Origin of the sequence: Vibrio crassostreae, assembly GCF_024347415.1 — a bacterium.
GTDB classification, from domain to species: Bacteria; Pseudomonadota; Gammaproteobacteria; order Enterobacterales; family Vibrionaceae; genus Vibrio; species Vibrio crassostreae.
Window position 1 is genome coordinate 913,299 of the sequence record NZ_AP025476.1, and the last position, 15,942, is coordinate 929,240.

Annotated in this window: 14 protein-coding genes; all 14 read left to right on the forward strand. The window is 46.2% G+C overall.

The genetic code is table 11. The features are described from left to right. Positions 1 to 44 precede the first annotated feature (44 nt). The 14 genes from flaG (at position 45) to OC193_RS04370 (ending at position 15,893) form a co-directional block, all read left to right on the forward strand. The gene (gene flaG / locus OC193_RS04305) at positions 45 to 470 is read left to right on the forward strand and encodes a flagellar protein FlaG (RefSeq protein WP_048664323.1); all 426 of its coding nucleotides are present in this window, start codon (positions 45 to 47) and stop codon (positions 468 to 470) included. A gap of 22 nt (positions 471 to 492) precedes the next feature. Further along, on the forward strand, positions 493 to 2,520 hold the full coding sequence (gene fliD, locus OC193_RS04310; RefSeq protein ID WP_048664321.1) for a flagellar filament capping protein FliD: 2,028 nt from the start codon (positions 493 to 495) through the stop codon (positions 2,518 to 2,520). A gap of 3 nt (positions 2,521 to 2,523) precedes the next feature. Next, the gene (locus OC193_RS04315; protein ID WP_048661524.1) at positions 2,524 to 2,829 is read left to right on the forward strand and encodes a flagellar protein FliT; all 306 of its coding nucleotides are present in this window, start codon (positions 2,524 to 2,526) and stop codon (positions 2,827 to 2,829) included. Between the two features lie 12 nt (positions 2,830 to 2,841). Continuing rightward, positions 2,842 to 3,252, forward strand: a complete 411-nt coding sequence (gene fliS, locus OC193_RS04320; RefSeq protein ID WP_004736194.1) for a flagellar export chaperone FliS — start codon at positions 2,842 to 2,844, stop codon at positions 3,250 to 3,252. Between the two features lie 228 nt (positions 3,253 to 3,480). After that, positions 3,481 to 4,947: a sigma-54 dependent transcriptional regulator gene (locus tag OC193_RS04325; protein WP_048661523.1), complete on the forward strand. Its 1,467-nt coding sequence runs from the start codon at positions 3,481 to 3,483 to the stop codon at positions 4,945 to 4,947. 184 nt (positions 4,948 to 5,131) lie between these two features. Next, on the forward strand, positions 5,132 to 6,175 hold the full coding sequence (locus OC193_RS04330) for a sensor histidine kinase (protein WP_048661522.1): 1,044 nt from the start codon (positions 5,132 to 5,134) through the stop codon (positions 6,173 to 6,175). Positions 6,176 to 6,205: 30 nt separating this feature from the next. Continuing rightward, entirely contained in the window at positions 6,206 to 7,615 is a 1,410-nt protein-coding gene (locus tag OC193_RS04335) for a sigma-54-dependent transcriptional regulator (RefSeq protein WP_017060685.1), read from the forward strand. Positions 7,616 to 7,747: 132 nt separating this feature from the next. After that, positions 7,748 to 8,059, forward strand: a complete 312-nt coding sequence (gene fliE / locus OC193_RS04340; RefSeq protein ID WP_017060684.1) for a flagellar hook-basal body complex protein FliE — start codon at positions 7,748 to 7,750, stop codon at positions 8,057 to 8,059. 16 nt (positions 8,060 to 8,075) lie between these two features. After that, positions 8,076 to 9,818: a flagellar basal-body MS-ring/collar protein FliF gene (gene fliF, locus OC193_RS04345; RefSeq protein WP_048664320.1), complete on the forward strand. Its 1,743-nt coding sequence runs from the start codon at positions 8,076 to 8,078 to the stop codon at positions 9,816 to 9,818. Then, positions 9,811 to 10,872: a flagellar motor switch protein FliG gene (fliG, locus tag OC193_RS04350; protein ID WP_048661520.1), complete on the forward strand. Its 1,062-nt coding sequence runs from the start codon at positions 9,811 to 9,813 to the stop codon at positions 10,870 to 10,872. The genes fliF and fliG overlap by 8 nt, the downstream gene beginning before the upstream one ends. Before the next feature lie 125 nt (positions 10,873 to 10,997). Beyond that, on the forward strand, positions 10,998 to 11,798 hold the full coding sequence (gene fliH, locus OC193_RS04355; protein ID WP_048661519.1) for a flagellar assembly protein FliH: 801 nt from the start codon (positions 10,998 to 11,000) through the stop codon (positions 11,796 to 11,798). Continuing rightward, positions 11,798 to 13,117: a flagellar protein export ATPase FliI gene (gene fliI / locus OC193_RS04360; protein WP_048664318.1), complete on the forward strand. Its 1,320-nt coding sequence runs from the start codon at positions 11,798 to 11,800 to the stop codon at positions 13,115 to 13,117. Before fliH ends, fliI begins: the two co-directional genes overlap by 1 nt. A gap of 19 nt (positions 13,118 to 13,136) precedes the next feature. Then, positions 13,137 to 13,574 carry a flagellar export protein FliJ gene (fliJ, locus tag OC193_RS04365; RefSeq protein WP_048661518.1) on the forward strand — a complete coding sequence of 146 codons (438 nt, stop codon included), beginning with the start codon at positions 13,137 to 13,139 and terminating at the stop codon, positions 13,572 to 13,574. Positions 13,575 to 13,754: 180 nt separating this feature from the next. Continuing rightward, on the forward strand, positions 13,755 to 15,893 hold the full coding sequence (locus OC193_RS04370) for a flagellar hook-length control protein FliK (RefSeq protein WP_048664315.1): 2,139 nt from the start codon (positions 13,755 to 13,757) through the stop codon (positions 15,891 to 15,893). Positions 15,894 to 15,942: the final 49 nt, after the last annotated feature.

Here is a 15,942-nt window from a genome sequence, read left to right on the forward strand (position 1 = left end):
TAGAGTTTTACTGTATGGCTCGTAAAGGAGGGAGGGAGAGTGTTATGGAAATATCATCCAACGCATCGAACATCCAGCCTTATGGCTCACCTAATGGCATTAAAATTGCAAGCGATGAAGGTAGTAGTGCGTCGAGTATTTCGCGACTAAAAGAAGCAACATCTTATGGCAAGGTAGAGAAATCGAAAGAGGAAGCTACCGAAGCAGCGATTCAATTAGCTCAACATAGACAAGAGCTAAATGATCAAGAGCGAGTCAAAATGGTGGAGAAGGTAAACGAGTTTATCTCCTCCCTCAATAAGGGTGTTGCCTTTAAGGTCGATGAAGAGTCGGGTAGGGATGTGGTGACCATTTATGAGACCACAACCGGTGATATTATTCGCCAAATACCCGATGAAGAAATGCTTGAAATTCTAAGACGCCTAGCAGCCCAAAACTCAAATAGTCGAATATTTGAGGTGAAGGTTTAAGTCGTATTATTGAGGTGGTTTAATGAGTTTTGGCCCAATGGGGATTTCGTCTGGCATGGATATCAATTCCATGGTCAGCAAAATTGTTGATTCGGAGCGTGTACCTAAACAGCAACGAATTGACAATGAACGAACGCGAATCGATACCAGCATTAGTGCCTATGGAAGACTCAGAGAATCCCTCGATTCGATGAAAAACCTGATGACAAACTTTCGTCAGGAAAAAGCTTTCGCTGTGCGAACAGTGGAAAGTACTGATGAAGCTCTTGTCTCTGCAACCGCGACTACCGAAGCGATCGCTGGCAAATATGCCATCGATGTGTTGCAGCTTGCCCAAAGCCATAAAGTGGCTTCTGATGTACTGTCAGAGGACATGAAATTTGGCCCAGGTAAGCTGCAGGTTTCGCTTGGTGATGACAGCTTTGATGTGCAAGTTGGCGACAGATCGAAACTTATCGATGTTGTTCGCAGTATAAACGGTGCAGATAGCAACCCAGGCGTTCGTGCATCTATTATCAACGATGTTGAAGGCCCACGACTTATCGTTGCCTCGAATCAGTCTGGTTCAGACCAGCAGATCAGCATCAACGTTGAGTCAGATACCGCTAATCCCCTAAAAAAACTCGAATACAAAACTCTTGAAGAGCGCGTTAAAGCTTTAGAGAAAGCGCGCCTTGCAGCTCAAGATGTTCTTGCTCTAACTCCTGCAGGAAAAGCCGCACAACTCGTTGATGACGTAATTTCGAACGATGATCCAAATGCGAGTGAAACAATCGATGAAGACGGTAATGCCCTTCCTGCATCCCAGACCGACGCTACTTCATTAGCTGATGAAGGCTCTCAAAGCCTTAGCTACGGTGAGCAAGCCGCCGCCGACGGACAAGCTGCCCTTGATGCAGCTAAAGCGGCAAAATCTGTCATGCCGGAAGACAATATCCCAGGTTGGACGGAAACTGCATCTGGTACACTTCTTGATTCTTACTACACACCTGAACTTGAGCTTGATGAAAAAGCGATAGAGAAAGCTCCTGATGTGCCGGGGTGGTCAAATGCTGCTTCAGGTACGTTGACAGATTCTTACGTGACGCCAAAAGAAGCCCAGCAAAAGCTAGAGGCTGAACAAGCGCGTATCGAAGAAAAGATCTCACAAGAAAAAGCAGAGCTCGCTGAGAAAGTTCAAAAAGGCGAATTGACCGCTGAACAAGCCAAAAAAATTGAACGTGCCAAACTCGATCCGGAAGAGCGTGAGCAATTAGAGAAGGTCGATAAAGCACAAGCTGATCTTGCTCAGGCTCAAGAGTCTTTCGATACCTACAGTGGTATGACGGAAGTTCAAGCCGGACAAGATTCAATGGTTGTATTGGATGGCGTTGCTCAGCTCTCAAGTAACAACAATGTGATTGAAGATGCCGTGGAAGGCATCGATATTACGGTAAAAGGAAAAACACCTAAAGATAAGCCGCCGGCAGAAATTGGTGTGGAGTACGACCGTAATAGTGTTCGCCAAGACATTGAAGCTTTTGTTAATTCTTATAATCAGTTTTACCAAGTGTCTAAAAACTTGGCGGGTGTTGACCCAACGACTGGCCAAAAAGGCCCGCTGTCTGGTGACAGTACCGTGCGTAACGCCGACTCACGATTAAAAGGTGTGTTCTCATCAAGCATTGAAGGCGCGCCTGATAACCTAAAATCTTTGACCGAGTTTGGTATCACGACCACAAGACAAGGCTCGTTAGAAATCAACTACGACATGCTTGACCGTCAACTTAACAATAACTTTGATAAGTTGGGTGAGTTCTTTGGTGGCAACAACGGCTTCGCCAAAAAAGTGGAAGACGCGATTCAAGGCATTACAGGTATCACGGGTTCAATCCGTACTCGAGAAAAGAGCTTGGTCGAGCAAAATTACCGCCTAGCAGATGACCAAAGCGCGCTTGACCGCCGCATGGACAGCCTTGAGAGCCGTACCCACTCTAAGTTCACGGCCATGCAAGATGCGACCAGTAAGATGCAATCTCAGTTGGGCAGTATGATGAATGCGTTGGGCTAATAGATGAATAGCCAGCTAAAAGAGCTTTGTGAACTCGATCAATTAATTCTCTCTAAGCTTGAATTTAGTGAAATTAATGCTGAAGAAATAACGCTGCTTGTCGATAACAGAGAACAGTTATTGCAAAACGTGCTTCAAATAATCGACTCACACCCCGACGTTAAGCAAAGTTCTGAATGGTTTGAAGCCATTATCAGAACCAGAAAATTAGTCGAATTGATGCAGTCTGAGACGAGTCGAGTAGGTAAGGCCCTACACAAATATCGTCACGGTGCTAAATCAGTTCAACAATACAAAAAGTTTTTATAGAAGAGGTTTACTATGCGCGGTTCTTTACAGGCATATAAAAAGGTATCAGTGGATAGTCAGCTAACGGCTGCCTCACCGCATAAGATTGTACAGATGCTAATGGCAGGTGCTATCGAGCGTTTGATTCAAGGTAAAGCGGCAATGCAAGCGGGTAACATCCCGGTGAAAGGTGAGCGACTTGGTAAGGCTCTAGATATCATTATTAGCCTACGCAGTTGCCTATCTATGGACGATGGTGGCGATATTGCGAAAAACCTAGATCAACTTTATGAGTTCATGATCACGCAAATTTCTGCGGCAAATCACAAAAATGACCCACAGCCTATTGATGATGTTATCGATATTATTCGCGAAATTAAGAGCGCTTGGGACCAAATTCCGAACGAATATCACAACTTGACGTCTGCTGACGTAGGTATTTAAAGAAAAATTGCAGTTTTAACCAATCTCATATCCCTTAATTGGTTGGTTGCCTTATTTTTTTAATCAAATAAAATAGAAGCCATTAGATAGCCTAATGGCTTTTTTCGTTGCTGATTTCCTAAATTTGTCCACGTAGACCATAATCATTGATAATTTTCATTGTTTTATAGACTACGTCGCTCACCGTTTTTCCGCATCGCACCAAAATAAAGGCAATAATTCCTACTTATGCAAGGTTTGGCAAAACTGCTTGTCGTCGACGATAGCGCTCAAGATCGTCACAATTTAAGCACAATATTAGAGTTTGTAGGAGAGAGCTGCGAAGTAATCAGCTCTGAACAAGCACGTAAAGTTGACTGGTCACTACAGTGGGCCGGCTGCATTATTGGTACCATTAAAGGTAAAGGCTTCAACGCATTACTGAATGAAAAGCTTGTTCACGCCAATCACATCCCTTTACTGGTGATTGGCAAAAACAATCACCCGGTTGACGAGTTGACTAACTATGTTGGTGAGCTTGAACTTCCTCTTAACTACCCTCAATTAAGTGATGCATTAAGACACTGTAAAGACTTCTTAGGTCGCAAAGGTGTTCAAGTGGTGTCTTCGGCACGCAAGAACACTCTATTTCGTAGCCTAGTAGGACAAAGTGCTGGCATTCAAGAAGTACGTCACTTAATTGAACAAGTCTCTTCTACGGAAGCGAACGTGCTGATTCTTGGTGAATCTGGTACCGGTAAAGAAGTTGTAGCGCGTAATATTCACTATCACTCTAAACGTCGTACTGGGCCTTTCGTGCCGGTAAACTGTGGTGCTATCCCACCAGATTTACTTGAGAGTGAATTGTTTGGTCATGAGAAGGGCGCGTTTACTGGTGCGATTACCGCACGTAAAGGTCGTTTTGAATTGGCTGAGGGTGGCACACTGTTTCTTGATGAAATTGGCGATATGCCAATGGCGATGCAAGTTAAGTTGTTGCGTGTACTGCAAGAGCGATGCTTTGAACGCGTCGGTGGTAACAGCACCATACAAGCTGATGTTCGTGTGATTGCGGCAACCCACCGCAACCTTGAAGATATGATCGATGATGATTTGTTCCGTGAAGATCTTTACTACCGCTTGAATGTATTCCCAATCGAAATGCCGGCGCTTCAGGACCGTAAAGAAGATATTCCACTGTTGCTTCAAGAGTTGATGACTCGAATGGAAGCGGAAGGCAGCATGCCTATCTGCTTTACCGCTCGTGCGATTAACTCTCTAATGGAGCACTACTGGCCAGGTAACGTTCGTGAATTAGCGAACCTGGTTGAGCGAATGGTTATCCTGTATCCAAACAGCTTGGTTGATGTGAATCACCTTCCAACTAAATATCGATACAGCGATATTCCTGAGTTCCAGCCTGAGTTTAATAGCTTTGTATCTGAAGAAGAGCAAGAGCGTGATGCACTTTCCGACCTGTTCGCAGAAGATTTCAGCTTTGATCAGCAAGATGAACTTGCTGACAACGCCAATGCACCTCAAGAGTTACCGCCAGAAGGGGTTAACCTGAAAGAGTTACTCGCGGATATGGAAGTGAATATGATCAATCAAGCCTTGGAAGCGCAAGGAGGCATTGTTGCCCGTGCTGCTGACATGCTTGGAATGCGCAGAACCACTCTGGTTGAAAAAATGCGTAAATATAACTTGCAGCGATAGTGTCCAGTTTTAGATGAAAACGAAAAACTAGCACACACTTTTTAGCTATTTGGCAATTCTAGCTAAGTGAACAGATAAACCATAGTCGAGTTGTTGCTTGCTTAACTATGTGATAAATATAGCAAATAGCCTGACTCGTGTTATACGTCTCAGGCTGTTTTAGTATTTGAGGCAAATTTTTGACATGCACGTATCGAACGAACCAGAAAATCAATCACACCTAGATTCTGTTGAGCAGCAGGTTGAACGCTATAAGCAAGTACTCGATGTAATGCCTGCAGGGGTTATCTTGTTAGATACTCATGGCGAAGTGAGAGAAGCGAACCCTGAAGCGCACCGTATCCTTGGGGTTGAGTTGGTTGGTGAGAAGTGGTTTTCAGTGATTCAAAGTGCCTTCGACCCAAAAGACGATGATGGTCATGAGATCTCATTAAAGAACGGTCGAAAGGTACGTTTGGCCATTTCAGCCTCTACTACAGGTCAGCTAATTTTGATTACTGACCTGACAGAAACTCGTCTATTGCAGTCTCGAGTGAGTGATCTTCAACGCTTGTCTTCGTTAGGTCGAATGGTGGCTTCGCTTGCTCATCAGGTTCGTACGCCGTTATCTAGTGCGATGCTGTATGCATCAAACCTTGCCGCGCCGAATCTGCCGCCGGCAACAAAAACGCGTTTTCAATCTAAGCTTATGGATAGATTGCATGACTTAGAGAAGCAAGTGAATGACATGTTGTTGTTTGCCAAAGGTGGCGATAATAAGGTGGTGAAACCTTTTACCGTGGCTGAATTGATTACCGAATTTCACCCTATGGTGGAAGCGGCATTGAAAACCAGTCAGATTGATTATTGCCAGGAAGTTGAGGGCGAACAGACTCAAATGTTTGGCAACGCCAACGCCATCGCTTCAGCGTTAAGTAACTTGGTTTTGAACGCGGTTCAAATTGCGGGTAAAGAATCGCAGATTGATGTTTTTTTTAGACCCGTAAACGGCGAGCTTAAGATATCAGTGCAAGACAGTGGGCCGGGCGTACCGAAAGAGCTTCAAGGTAAAATCATGGAACCCTTCTTTACCACTCGTTCGCAAGGTACAGGTCTAGGCTTAGCGGTTGTACAAATGGTATGTCGTGCACATGAAGGCCGACTTGAATTGATATCAGAAGAAGGGGACGGCGCATGCTTTACCATGTGCTTGCCGCTGGAAAGAAGTGCTTCTTCTGAAAACGAATAAGTTTTAACTGAATTTACACTGGAGAATCCTATGGCTCAAAGCAAAGTGTTAATCGTCGAAGATGATGAAGGTCTACGCGAAGCCCTTGTCGACACGCTCGCGCTTGCTGGCTATGAATGGCTGGAAGCGGATTGTGCGGAAGATGCTCTGGTCAAATTAAAGTCTAACTCCGTTGATATTGTCGTATCTGATGTTCAGATGGCAGGCATGGGTGGTTTGGCACTATTGAGAAATATCAAGCAGCATTGGCCAAATTTGCCTGTGCTGTTGATGACAGCTTATGCCAACATCGAAGATGCCGTTGCTGCAATGAAAGAGGGCGCCATAGACTATATGGCAAAGCCATTTGCGCCTGAAGTTCTGCTAAATATGGTGAGCCGTTATGCTCCCGTAAAATCGGATGATAATGGCGACGCTATCGTTGCCGATGAGAAAAGCATCAAGTTAATGATGTTGGCTGATAAGGTGGCTAAAACCGATGCCAACGTCATGGTATTAGGCCCAAGTGGTTCTGGTAAAGAAGTGATGTCTCGTTACATTCACAATGCCTCTAGCCGAAAAGATGGCCCGTTTGTCGCGATTAACTGCGCGGCGATCCCAGACAACATGTTAGAAGCGACGCTGTTTGGTTATGAAAAAGGCGCATTTACTGGCGCGATCCAAGCTTGCCCAGGGAAATTCGAGCAAGCGCAGGGCGGCACTATTTTGTTGGATGAGATCAGTGAAATGGATCTTAGCCTACAAGCCAAACTACTGCGTGTATTGCAAGAACGCGAAGTTGAGCGGTTAGGTAGCCGCAAGAGCATCAAATTAGACGTCCGCGTATTAGCGACCAGTAACCGTGATCTAAAACAGTATGTTTCTGAAGGGAACTTTCGTGAAGATTTATACTATCGCCTGAATGTATTCCCAATTTCTTGGCCTCCGCTTTGCGAGCGTAAAGGTGATATTGAGCCTTTGGCCAAGCACTTAGTTGAGCGCCACTGCACCAAGCTTGGTATGCCAGTGCCAGTGATGTCGGCACAAGCGATCAGTAAACTCGTCAATTATCCGTGGCCGGGAAATGTTCGTGAATTAGACAATGTGGTACAGCGTGCGTTAATATTGAGCGAACAAGAGAACATCTCTGGCGAGCACATCCTTCTTGAAGGTGTTGATTGGCAAGACGCAAGCAGCCTACAACAAATCGTCGAAGGCAGTGATGTTGCTGCGCCAGAAATCAAGCCTATTGCCGAAGCAAACCCAATTAATAAAATCGCGGCTAGCAGCGAGGGGTTAGGTAATGAGCTTAGAGATCAAGAGTATGCGATCATTCTTGAAACCCTGATAGCATGTAATGGCCGACGCAAAGATATGGCTGAAAAACTGGGGATTAGCCCTCGTACATTGCGTTACAAGCTGGCGAAAATGCGCGATGCTGGAATAGATATCCCAAACTGAGGATAGATTAGTAGTGTCAGCTTTCTGACTAGTGTAATACGATATCTAGTCAATTTAATGTGTGGCACGCTAATTGCTCTGTCAATAATACAGCTAAATAGATGGTCATAATTTTGACTCCTGAGGTAGTAGATGAGAATAGATGGTTTACAAGGCGAAATGCAGGCGATGATGGTCGAAGCTGCCAGCGCGCGTCCCGCAGCAACGGGGCAAGCGGTCGGTGCAGATTTTGGCAACATGCTGACTAATGCCATCAATAATGTGAACTCATTACAAAAGACCTCTGGTGATCTTCAAGCTCGTTTTGATAGTGGCGACCAAAGCGTATCCCTATCGGACGTGATGATTGCTCGTAATAAATCTAGCGTGGCTTTTGAGGCGACGATCCAAATTAGAAATAAATTGGTCGAATCGTACAAAGAGCTGATGAATATGCCGGTATAAGTTGGGTAGTTAAATAGTGGCAGATAATAGTCAAACAACAGATTTAACCGTAAGCGATAGCAACGACCACGCACTTATTGCAGGCTCTGAGCTAGACGGAGAAGGGCAAAATCCCGATCTAGGTGAACGCAGTTCATCGAAGTTCGATATGGCTGTCGGTGATCTCGATTTACTCCGTCAGGTCGTGTTAGTCCTTTCTATCTCTATCTGTGTAGCGCTGATTGTGATGCTGTTTTTCTGGGTGAAAGAGCCAGAAATGCGTCCACTAGGGGCTTACGAAACAGAAGAATTGATCCCCGTTCTTGATTACTTGGATCTGCAAAAGATCGAGTACACGCTTGAAGGCAATACCATCTCAGTACCGGCGAGTGAGTACAACTCATTGAAGCTTAATATGGTACGAGCGGGTTTGAACCAAGAGCGAAACGCGGGTGATGACATCCTCATGCAAGACATGGGCTTTGGTGTATCACAACGTTTAGAACAAGAACGCCTTAAATTAAGCCGTGAAAGACAGCTTGCCAAAGCGATTGAGCAGATGAAACAGGTGCGTAAAGCTCAGGTTTTACTGGCGTTGCCGAAGCAAAGCGTGTTTGTGCGTCACAATCAAGAAGCCTCCGCTTCCGTATTCCTAACCCTTAAAACGGGCAACAATCTTAAGCAACAAGAAGTCGATTCTGTTGTGGATATGGTCGCTAGTGCCGTTCCGGGAATGAAAACCTCACGTATTACGGTGACTGATCAGCATGGCCGATTGTTGAGCTCAGGCTCTCAAGACCCAATGTCTGCAGCGCGTCGTAAAGAACACGAGTTAGAGCGCAATCAAGAACAGGCTCTACGTGAAAAAATTGATTCTATTCTGATTCCTATTCTTGGGTTTGGTAACTATACCGCTCAGGTTGATATTCAGCTCGACTTCAGTGCTGTGGAACAAACCCGAAAGCGTTTTGATCCGAATACACCTGCGACTCGAAGTGAATACACCTTAGAAGATTACAACAACGGTAATACTGTGGCGGGTATTCCTGGAGCTTTGAGTAATCAGCCACCTGCTGATGCCTCAATCCCACAAGATGTTGCTCAGATGAAAGACGGCGCAATGACGGGGCAAGGGTCGGTTCACAAAGAAGCGACCCGAAACTTTGAGTTAGACACCACCATCAGCCATGAACGTAAACAGAGTGGCACGGTCAATCGCCAGACGGTATCGGTAGCGATCAAAGACCGTCAATCGTTGAACCCAGATACGGGCGAAGTGGTTCATACTCCAATCCCTGCCAGCGAAATCAACGCGATTCGTCAGGTATTGATTGGTACTGTTGGATTTGATGAAAGCCGCGGTGATTTACTGAACGTGTTAAGCATGCAGTTCGCACCACAAGTGACAGATGTTGTGGCAGATGTGCCTATCTGGGAGCATCCAAACTTTAATGATTGGGTTCGTTGGTTTGCGAGTGCCTTGGTTATTATTGTGGTGGTATTGGTACTTGTTCGCCCTGCAATGAAGAAACTGCTTAATCCTGCAGCTGACAATGATGATCAAATGTACGGCCCTGATGGCATGCCAATTGGTGTCGACGGCGAAACCAGCTTAATTGGTGGTGATATTGAAGGTGGTGAGCTGTTTGAATTTGGTTCAAGCATTGACTTGCCAAACCTTCATAAAGACGAGGACGTGCTGAAAGCAGTACGTGCACTTGTAGCGAATGAACCAGAGCTAGCAGCTCAAGTAGTTAAGAATTGGATGGTAGATGGCTAACGAAATAGTTCCACAACAAACTGAAGGCGGTGAAGTGCTTGATGTCTCTAGCGTGGATATCGGCTCTATCTCAGGCGATGAGCGCGCTGCGATCTTGTTGCTCAGTTTAAACGAAGAAGACGCTGCTGGTATTATTCGTCACCTAGAGCCAAAGCAGGTTCAGCGTGTCGGTAGTGCGATGGCGCGAGCTACGGATTTATCTCAAGAGAAAGTCGGCGCAGTGCACCGTGCTTTCTTAGATGATATTCAGAAGTACACCAACATTGGTATGGGCAGCGAAGACTTTATGCGTAACGCATTGGTGGCTGCTCTGGGTGAAGACAAGGCGAATAACCTTGTCGATCAAATCCTTCTCGGCACAGGTTCGAAAGGTTTGGATTCGCTTAAGTGGATGGATCCTCGTCAGGTGGCGAGTATCATCATCAACGAACACCCTCAAATTCAAACGATTGTTTTGTCGTATCTCGATGCCGATCAATCGGCTGAGATTCTGTCACAGTTCCCAGAGCGTGTTCGTCTGGATCTAATGATGCGTATTGCGAACCTTGAAGAAGTTCAACCGTCAGCTCTTGCTGAACTGAACGAAATCATGGAGAAACAGTTTGCGGGTCAAGCGGGTGCTCAAGCTGCCAAAATTGGTGGCCTGAAAGCTGCGGCTGAGATCATGAACTACATGGACAACAACGTAGAAGGTGTCTTGATGGATCAAATCCGAGATCAAGACGAAGACATGGCAACCCAGATTCAAGATCTTATGTTTGTCTTTGAAAACCTAATTGAAGTTGATGACCAAGGTGTTCAGCGACTGCTGCGTGATGTTCCACAAGACATTCTACAGAAAGCGCTTAAAGGTGCTGATGATGGTCTACGCGAGAAGATCTTCAAGAATATGTCTAAACGTGCTGCCGATATGATGAGAGACGATATTGAGGCGATGCCGCCAGTGAAAGTCTCTGATGTGGAAGCGGCTCAGAAAGAGATATTGGGTATTGCGAGGAAGATGGCAGACAGTGGCGAGATTATGCTGTCTGGTGGCGCCGACGAGTTCCTTTAATACAGAAACCTCAAAAGCCCCACACTGTTGGGGCTTTTCTTTATCCAATTTCGAACCACAGATTAACTCCGTTTAACTGTTTGAATTTACAATGCAGTTGGATGCACTCATAGATAGGTACTGATATGTCAGGTGATAGAAAACGCGGCTTCCTTCGCCCTGAAGAAGATAATACGGTTGCCCAACCTCAGAAATGGGGGCTACCTGACTATACCTCTGATGTGAATAAACAAGCCAAAGAAACGGCGTTTAACTACGATCCTGGTTGGATGCCAACGGTTGAAGAAGCCATTGAAGATGAAGAGCTGGTTCTAACTGAAGAGCAGATCGAGCTGATCAAACAAGGTGCTTATCAGGAAGGCCTTCATCAAGGGCAAGAGGCTGGTTTTAAACAAGGTTACGAAAAAGGCAAAGAAGAAGGGTTTGCCGCTGGCCATGAAGAAGGCAATCAAGCTGGTAAGCTTGAAGGCGTGACCGCTGGCCAAGAGTACATTCAGCAACAAGTGGCCATCTTTATGGGGCTTGCCAACCAGTTTGCTCAGCCACTAGAGCTGATGAATGCTCAGGTTGAGAAGCAGCTGGTAGACATGGTACTGACCATGGTCAAAGAAGTGGTTCATGTTGAAGTGCAAACCAATCCACAAATCATATTAGATACCGTCAAAGAGTCGGTAGAGTCCCTGCCAATTTCTGGTCATGCAATTACATTGAAGCTTAACCCGGAAGATGTGGCGATCATTCGCTCTGCATATGGTGAAACAGAATTGGATTGCCGTAATTGGACGTTAGTTGCGGAGCCCGCACTTAATCGTGGTGATGTACAAATCGAAGCGGGTGAGTCGAGCGTTAACTACCGCATGGAAGATCGCGTGAAAAACGTCATTCAAAACTTCTGCGGCGCAAACCGTCACCAAGGTCATGAGTAATGCTTGAGTTAGCGAACCGTCTCAGTCAGTACAAAGTCGAAGGGCTAAAATCGCGACCAATTGCATCTGGTAAGTTAGTCCGTGTTGTTGGCTTAACGCTTGAAGCGACAGGCTGTAAAGCACCAATCGGCAGTTTGTGTTTAGTTGAAACTATGTCTGGTCAGATGGAAGCCGAAGTTGTCGGTTTCTCTGGCGATAATCTATTCTTGATGCCGAGCGAACAAATCACCGGGATCTTACCTGGCGCTCACGTCACGCCAATGACCACCGAAAGTGGTATCCCTGTAGGAATGGAACTGCTTGGTCGAGTGATCGACGGCGTCGGTAATCCACTCGACGGCCTAGGTCCAATCTATACCGAGCAACGTGCTTCATTCAATGCTGAGCCAATCAACCCGTTAGCACGCAAACCGATTTCTGAACCCCTTGATGTTGGATTAAAAGCCATTAATGGATTGTTAACCGTGGGTAAAGGACAGCGTATCGGTCTGTTCGCAGGTTCTGGTGTCGGTAAATCCGTAACTCTGGGCATGATGACTCGAGGCACAACTGCGCAAGTAGTGGTCGTAGGCCTAATCGGTGAGCGTGGACGAGAAGTTAAAGAATTTATTGAAGAGATTCTTGGAGAGGATGGTCGTAAGCGATCTGTAGTGGTCGCGGCTCCTGCTGATTCATCGCCATTGATGCGACTGAAAGGCTGCCAAACCGCACTGGCCGTCGCCGAGTATTTCCGAGACCAAGGCTTAGATGTTCTGTTGTTGATGGACTCATTGACCCGTTTTGCTCAGGCTCAACGTGAAATTGCTCTGTCTGTGGGTGAGCCGCCAGCAACCAAAGGTTATCCGCCATCAGTATTCGCCAAGCTTCCTGCGCTGGTGGAACGTGCGGGTAACGGCAACGATGAACAAGGCTCTATCACGGCTTTCTTTACCGTGTTAACCGAAGGCGATGACTTACAAGATCCGATTGCGGATGCGTCGCGAGCGATTCTCGATGGTCACGTTGTATTGTCGCGTGAGATGGCCGATGCGGGTCATTACCCTGCGATCGATGTCGAGAAATCCGTCAGTCGTGTTATGCCGCAAATTACCACTGAAGAACATGTTTTGATGTCGAAAGCGGTAAGGCAAGTGCTGTCTATTTGTCGTAAAAACCAAGATTTGGTTTCGATTGGTGCTTATAAGCCAGGAACTGACCCTGCAATTGATAGTGCCTTCACTTTGAAGCCGAAATTGGACGAATACTTGCAACAGAAGATGAAAGAAACTGTCCCGTACGACATGTGTGTCAACATGTTGAAGCATGTATTGGGTGGCTAACGAGTGAATAAGGTTAGTCATGGATAACGCATTAGAATTTTTGCTCGATCAAGCTAAAGATCAAGAGAACCAAGCCGTACTTGCGCTTAACAAAGCGAACTCTGAGCTGCAAGGTTACTATGAGCAGGTTGCGCAGATTGAAAAGTATCGACTTGATTACTGCCAGCAGCTTGTCGACCGTGGTAAGGCTGGCTTAACGGCGAGTCAATATGGTCACTTGAATCGTTTCTTAACCCAGTTAGATGAAACATTATCCAAGCAGCGAGAAGCCGAGCACCACTTTAAAAATCAAGTCGACAATTGCCAAAACTACTGGATGGAGTTACGAAAAAAACGTAAATCCTACGAGTGGTTGATGGAGAAAAAGCAAAAAGAAAAAGCAAAGTTGCAAGACCTAAGAGATCAAAAGCAAATGGATGAGTTCTCGACGCTGTTATACAGCCGAAAAAAGATGTGATCCTAAGCCACGAATGACGCAGGTGCTGCTCTCGATATTGTGAGAACAGAACTTATAGGCATGTTTCTTGCTCCGGTTTATATAAAATTGCGCGTTATGCCCACCAAAGGCATAAAAGCACCGACTTTCTTTTTGTTGTCTGATTCATGGCAGCAAAGCTAGTAGATAGAGCTCGTATATATGAATGTTAGTCTTTCCTCAAATTCAGCGGCCAACAAAACGTCATCGTTGTTGGACACCGGTTCTGCCTCTTCCAAGGTAGAAGAAACCGGAGACTCTAAAGGTTTCTTTGAATCCTTTAAGGAAGCGCTCGGCTTTGAAGAAAGTGACAGTAAAGCTGCAGTAAAAGACTCAGAAAGCACCACAAAATCTGATGCTAAACAGGCCTCTACCGAAGGTGAAGCGTCAGCTGAAGCGGATAAAGGTGATTCAGCCGAATCAAAGGCTACTGAGGAAGTGAGCGAAGCGCAAAGCAAGCAAGCAGCTTCAGGAGTAGAGGGTGACAAAGCCACGGATAAAACATCTACAGAGGCAGCGTCTGATTCCGCGGCTCAGCTCAAAGCCCATTCGAGCGCTGATAGCACTGTCGCTGATAACAATGTCGCAGATAAGGCGGTTGGTAAAGACGCGCAGGCTACGACTAACGATTCGAAAGAACAGGTTGCTCAACCCCAAGAGCAGGCTTCATCTGCGGTAGATGAGTCTAAGCAGGCATCGCAAGCAAGTGCCGCGATGAATGAAGGTAATAAGTTGCTTGGCCAGTTGGATGAGGCAAATAAAACGCTGAATCAGACTCCGAACGGCAAAGCCTTGCCACAACAGTCTCAGTTCAACCAAGCTCAAGGTAATATCCCAGGAGCTTCAGTTGCTGGTCTTTCAGTTGCAGGTGAAGCGGGTAAGCAAGTGAGCCAAGCCAATGCAGCGAATCAAGGTAGCGCTCTAGAAGTTGATTCTGAAATCGCTGTACTTACCGGAGGTAAGGGTGTTTCTCAGCTGACTGATGATGAAATCCGACAGTTGATGGATAAAGGCGTCACTCCAGAACAAATTGAAGCCAGTATGAGCCGAGAGCTGAGCCAAAAGAATGCAGCTAGTGCGGTTGCTGCCGATCAGAGTCAAGCATTGTCAGCCGCGGATATTGAACTGGCAAAGCAAGTAGATGCCCATACCAAAGCGCTAAACCAATTGAATGGACAAATCGAATCAGAGCAGTCTGTTGTCGATAGCTTGCTTCACAAGCAACAAAGTGGTGCTAAGTTGACGGTTGATGAGCAAGCCGCTTTGGCTAAAGCGACCTCTAACCTAGACCTGTTGAATCAACAGCTCGCAAACGTTCAACAACAAGCAACAGCTCTGCTAAGTCAAGCTCCGGCTGCGAACAGTGCGTCTGGTGAACCCGCTGCTATCGATTGGGATAATACGGATTCAAGCGAAACTAAAGCCTTAGCTGCGGCAGCATCAACAGCAGCTGTAGCGACGGCGGCACAACAAGTGTCAGCGCAGGCCGTTTCTCAATCAGCAAACAATGCTCTTACGGATAAGGCGGCAATGCTGCACGCCAATAATGCGCACGCGGCCCAACAGGCAGCGGCTCAACAAGCCAATCTTTCTTCACCTCAACAGCAAGCTGCGTTAGACCCTGCTTTAATTGCACAAGGGGTGGCGATGAATGCTGCGCCTGCCGCGACCAAAGCAGGTTCAACGGACATGTTACTTAAAGCCGGAGCTGGTGCAGCGGCACTGTCTGGTCTTGGAAAAGCGAGTGCTAAGGAAGATTCTAAAGATTCGACCTTTGCTCAGCAGATCGCTTCTGCTGCGGGTGTTCAAGGCGCTGCCACCGCGGGTTCTGCGCCAACTCGAGCTGAAATTCAAGCTGCTCAACAAGCGCCTTTGCAGCTTACTAAAGAACTCGCGAACGAGCAGGTAGCGGAAAAAGTACAAATGATGATGTCTAAGAACCTTAAGAACTTGGATATCCGCCTCGACCCACCAGAGCTGGGTCAAATGAAAATTCGAATGACCATGAATAATGATGTGGCAAACGTGCACTTTACTGTGAGCAATCAGCAGGCGAGAGATGTGATTGAACAAACCTTACCTCGGTTGAGAGAGATGTTGGCTCAACAAGGGATGCAGCTTGCTGATTCGTCAGTTCAACAACAGAACTCTGGTCAGGGGCAGGAGAGGTACAACAGTGGTGAGCAACAATCCGGCGCTAACCGCACAAATGATGGTCAAGGTGACGAAAACCTTGATAGTGGCAGCAATCTTGAATTGAATGTCTCATCAAAGCGTGATGGAATTAGTTATTATGCCTAGTATCAGGCTAAGAAGACTAAGTTAATAAAAACATCAGTTAATAGAAAGA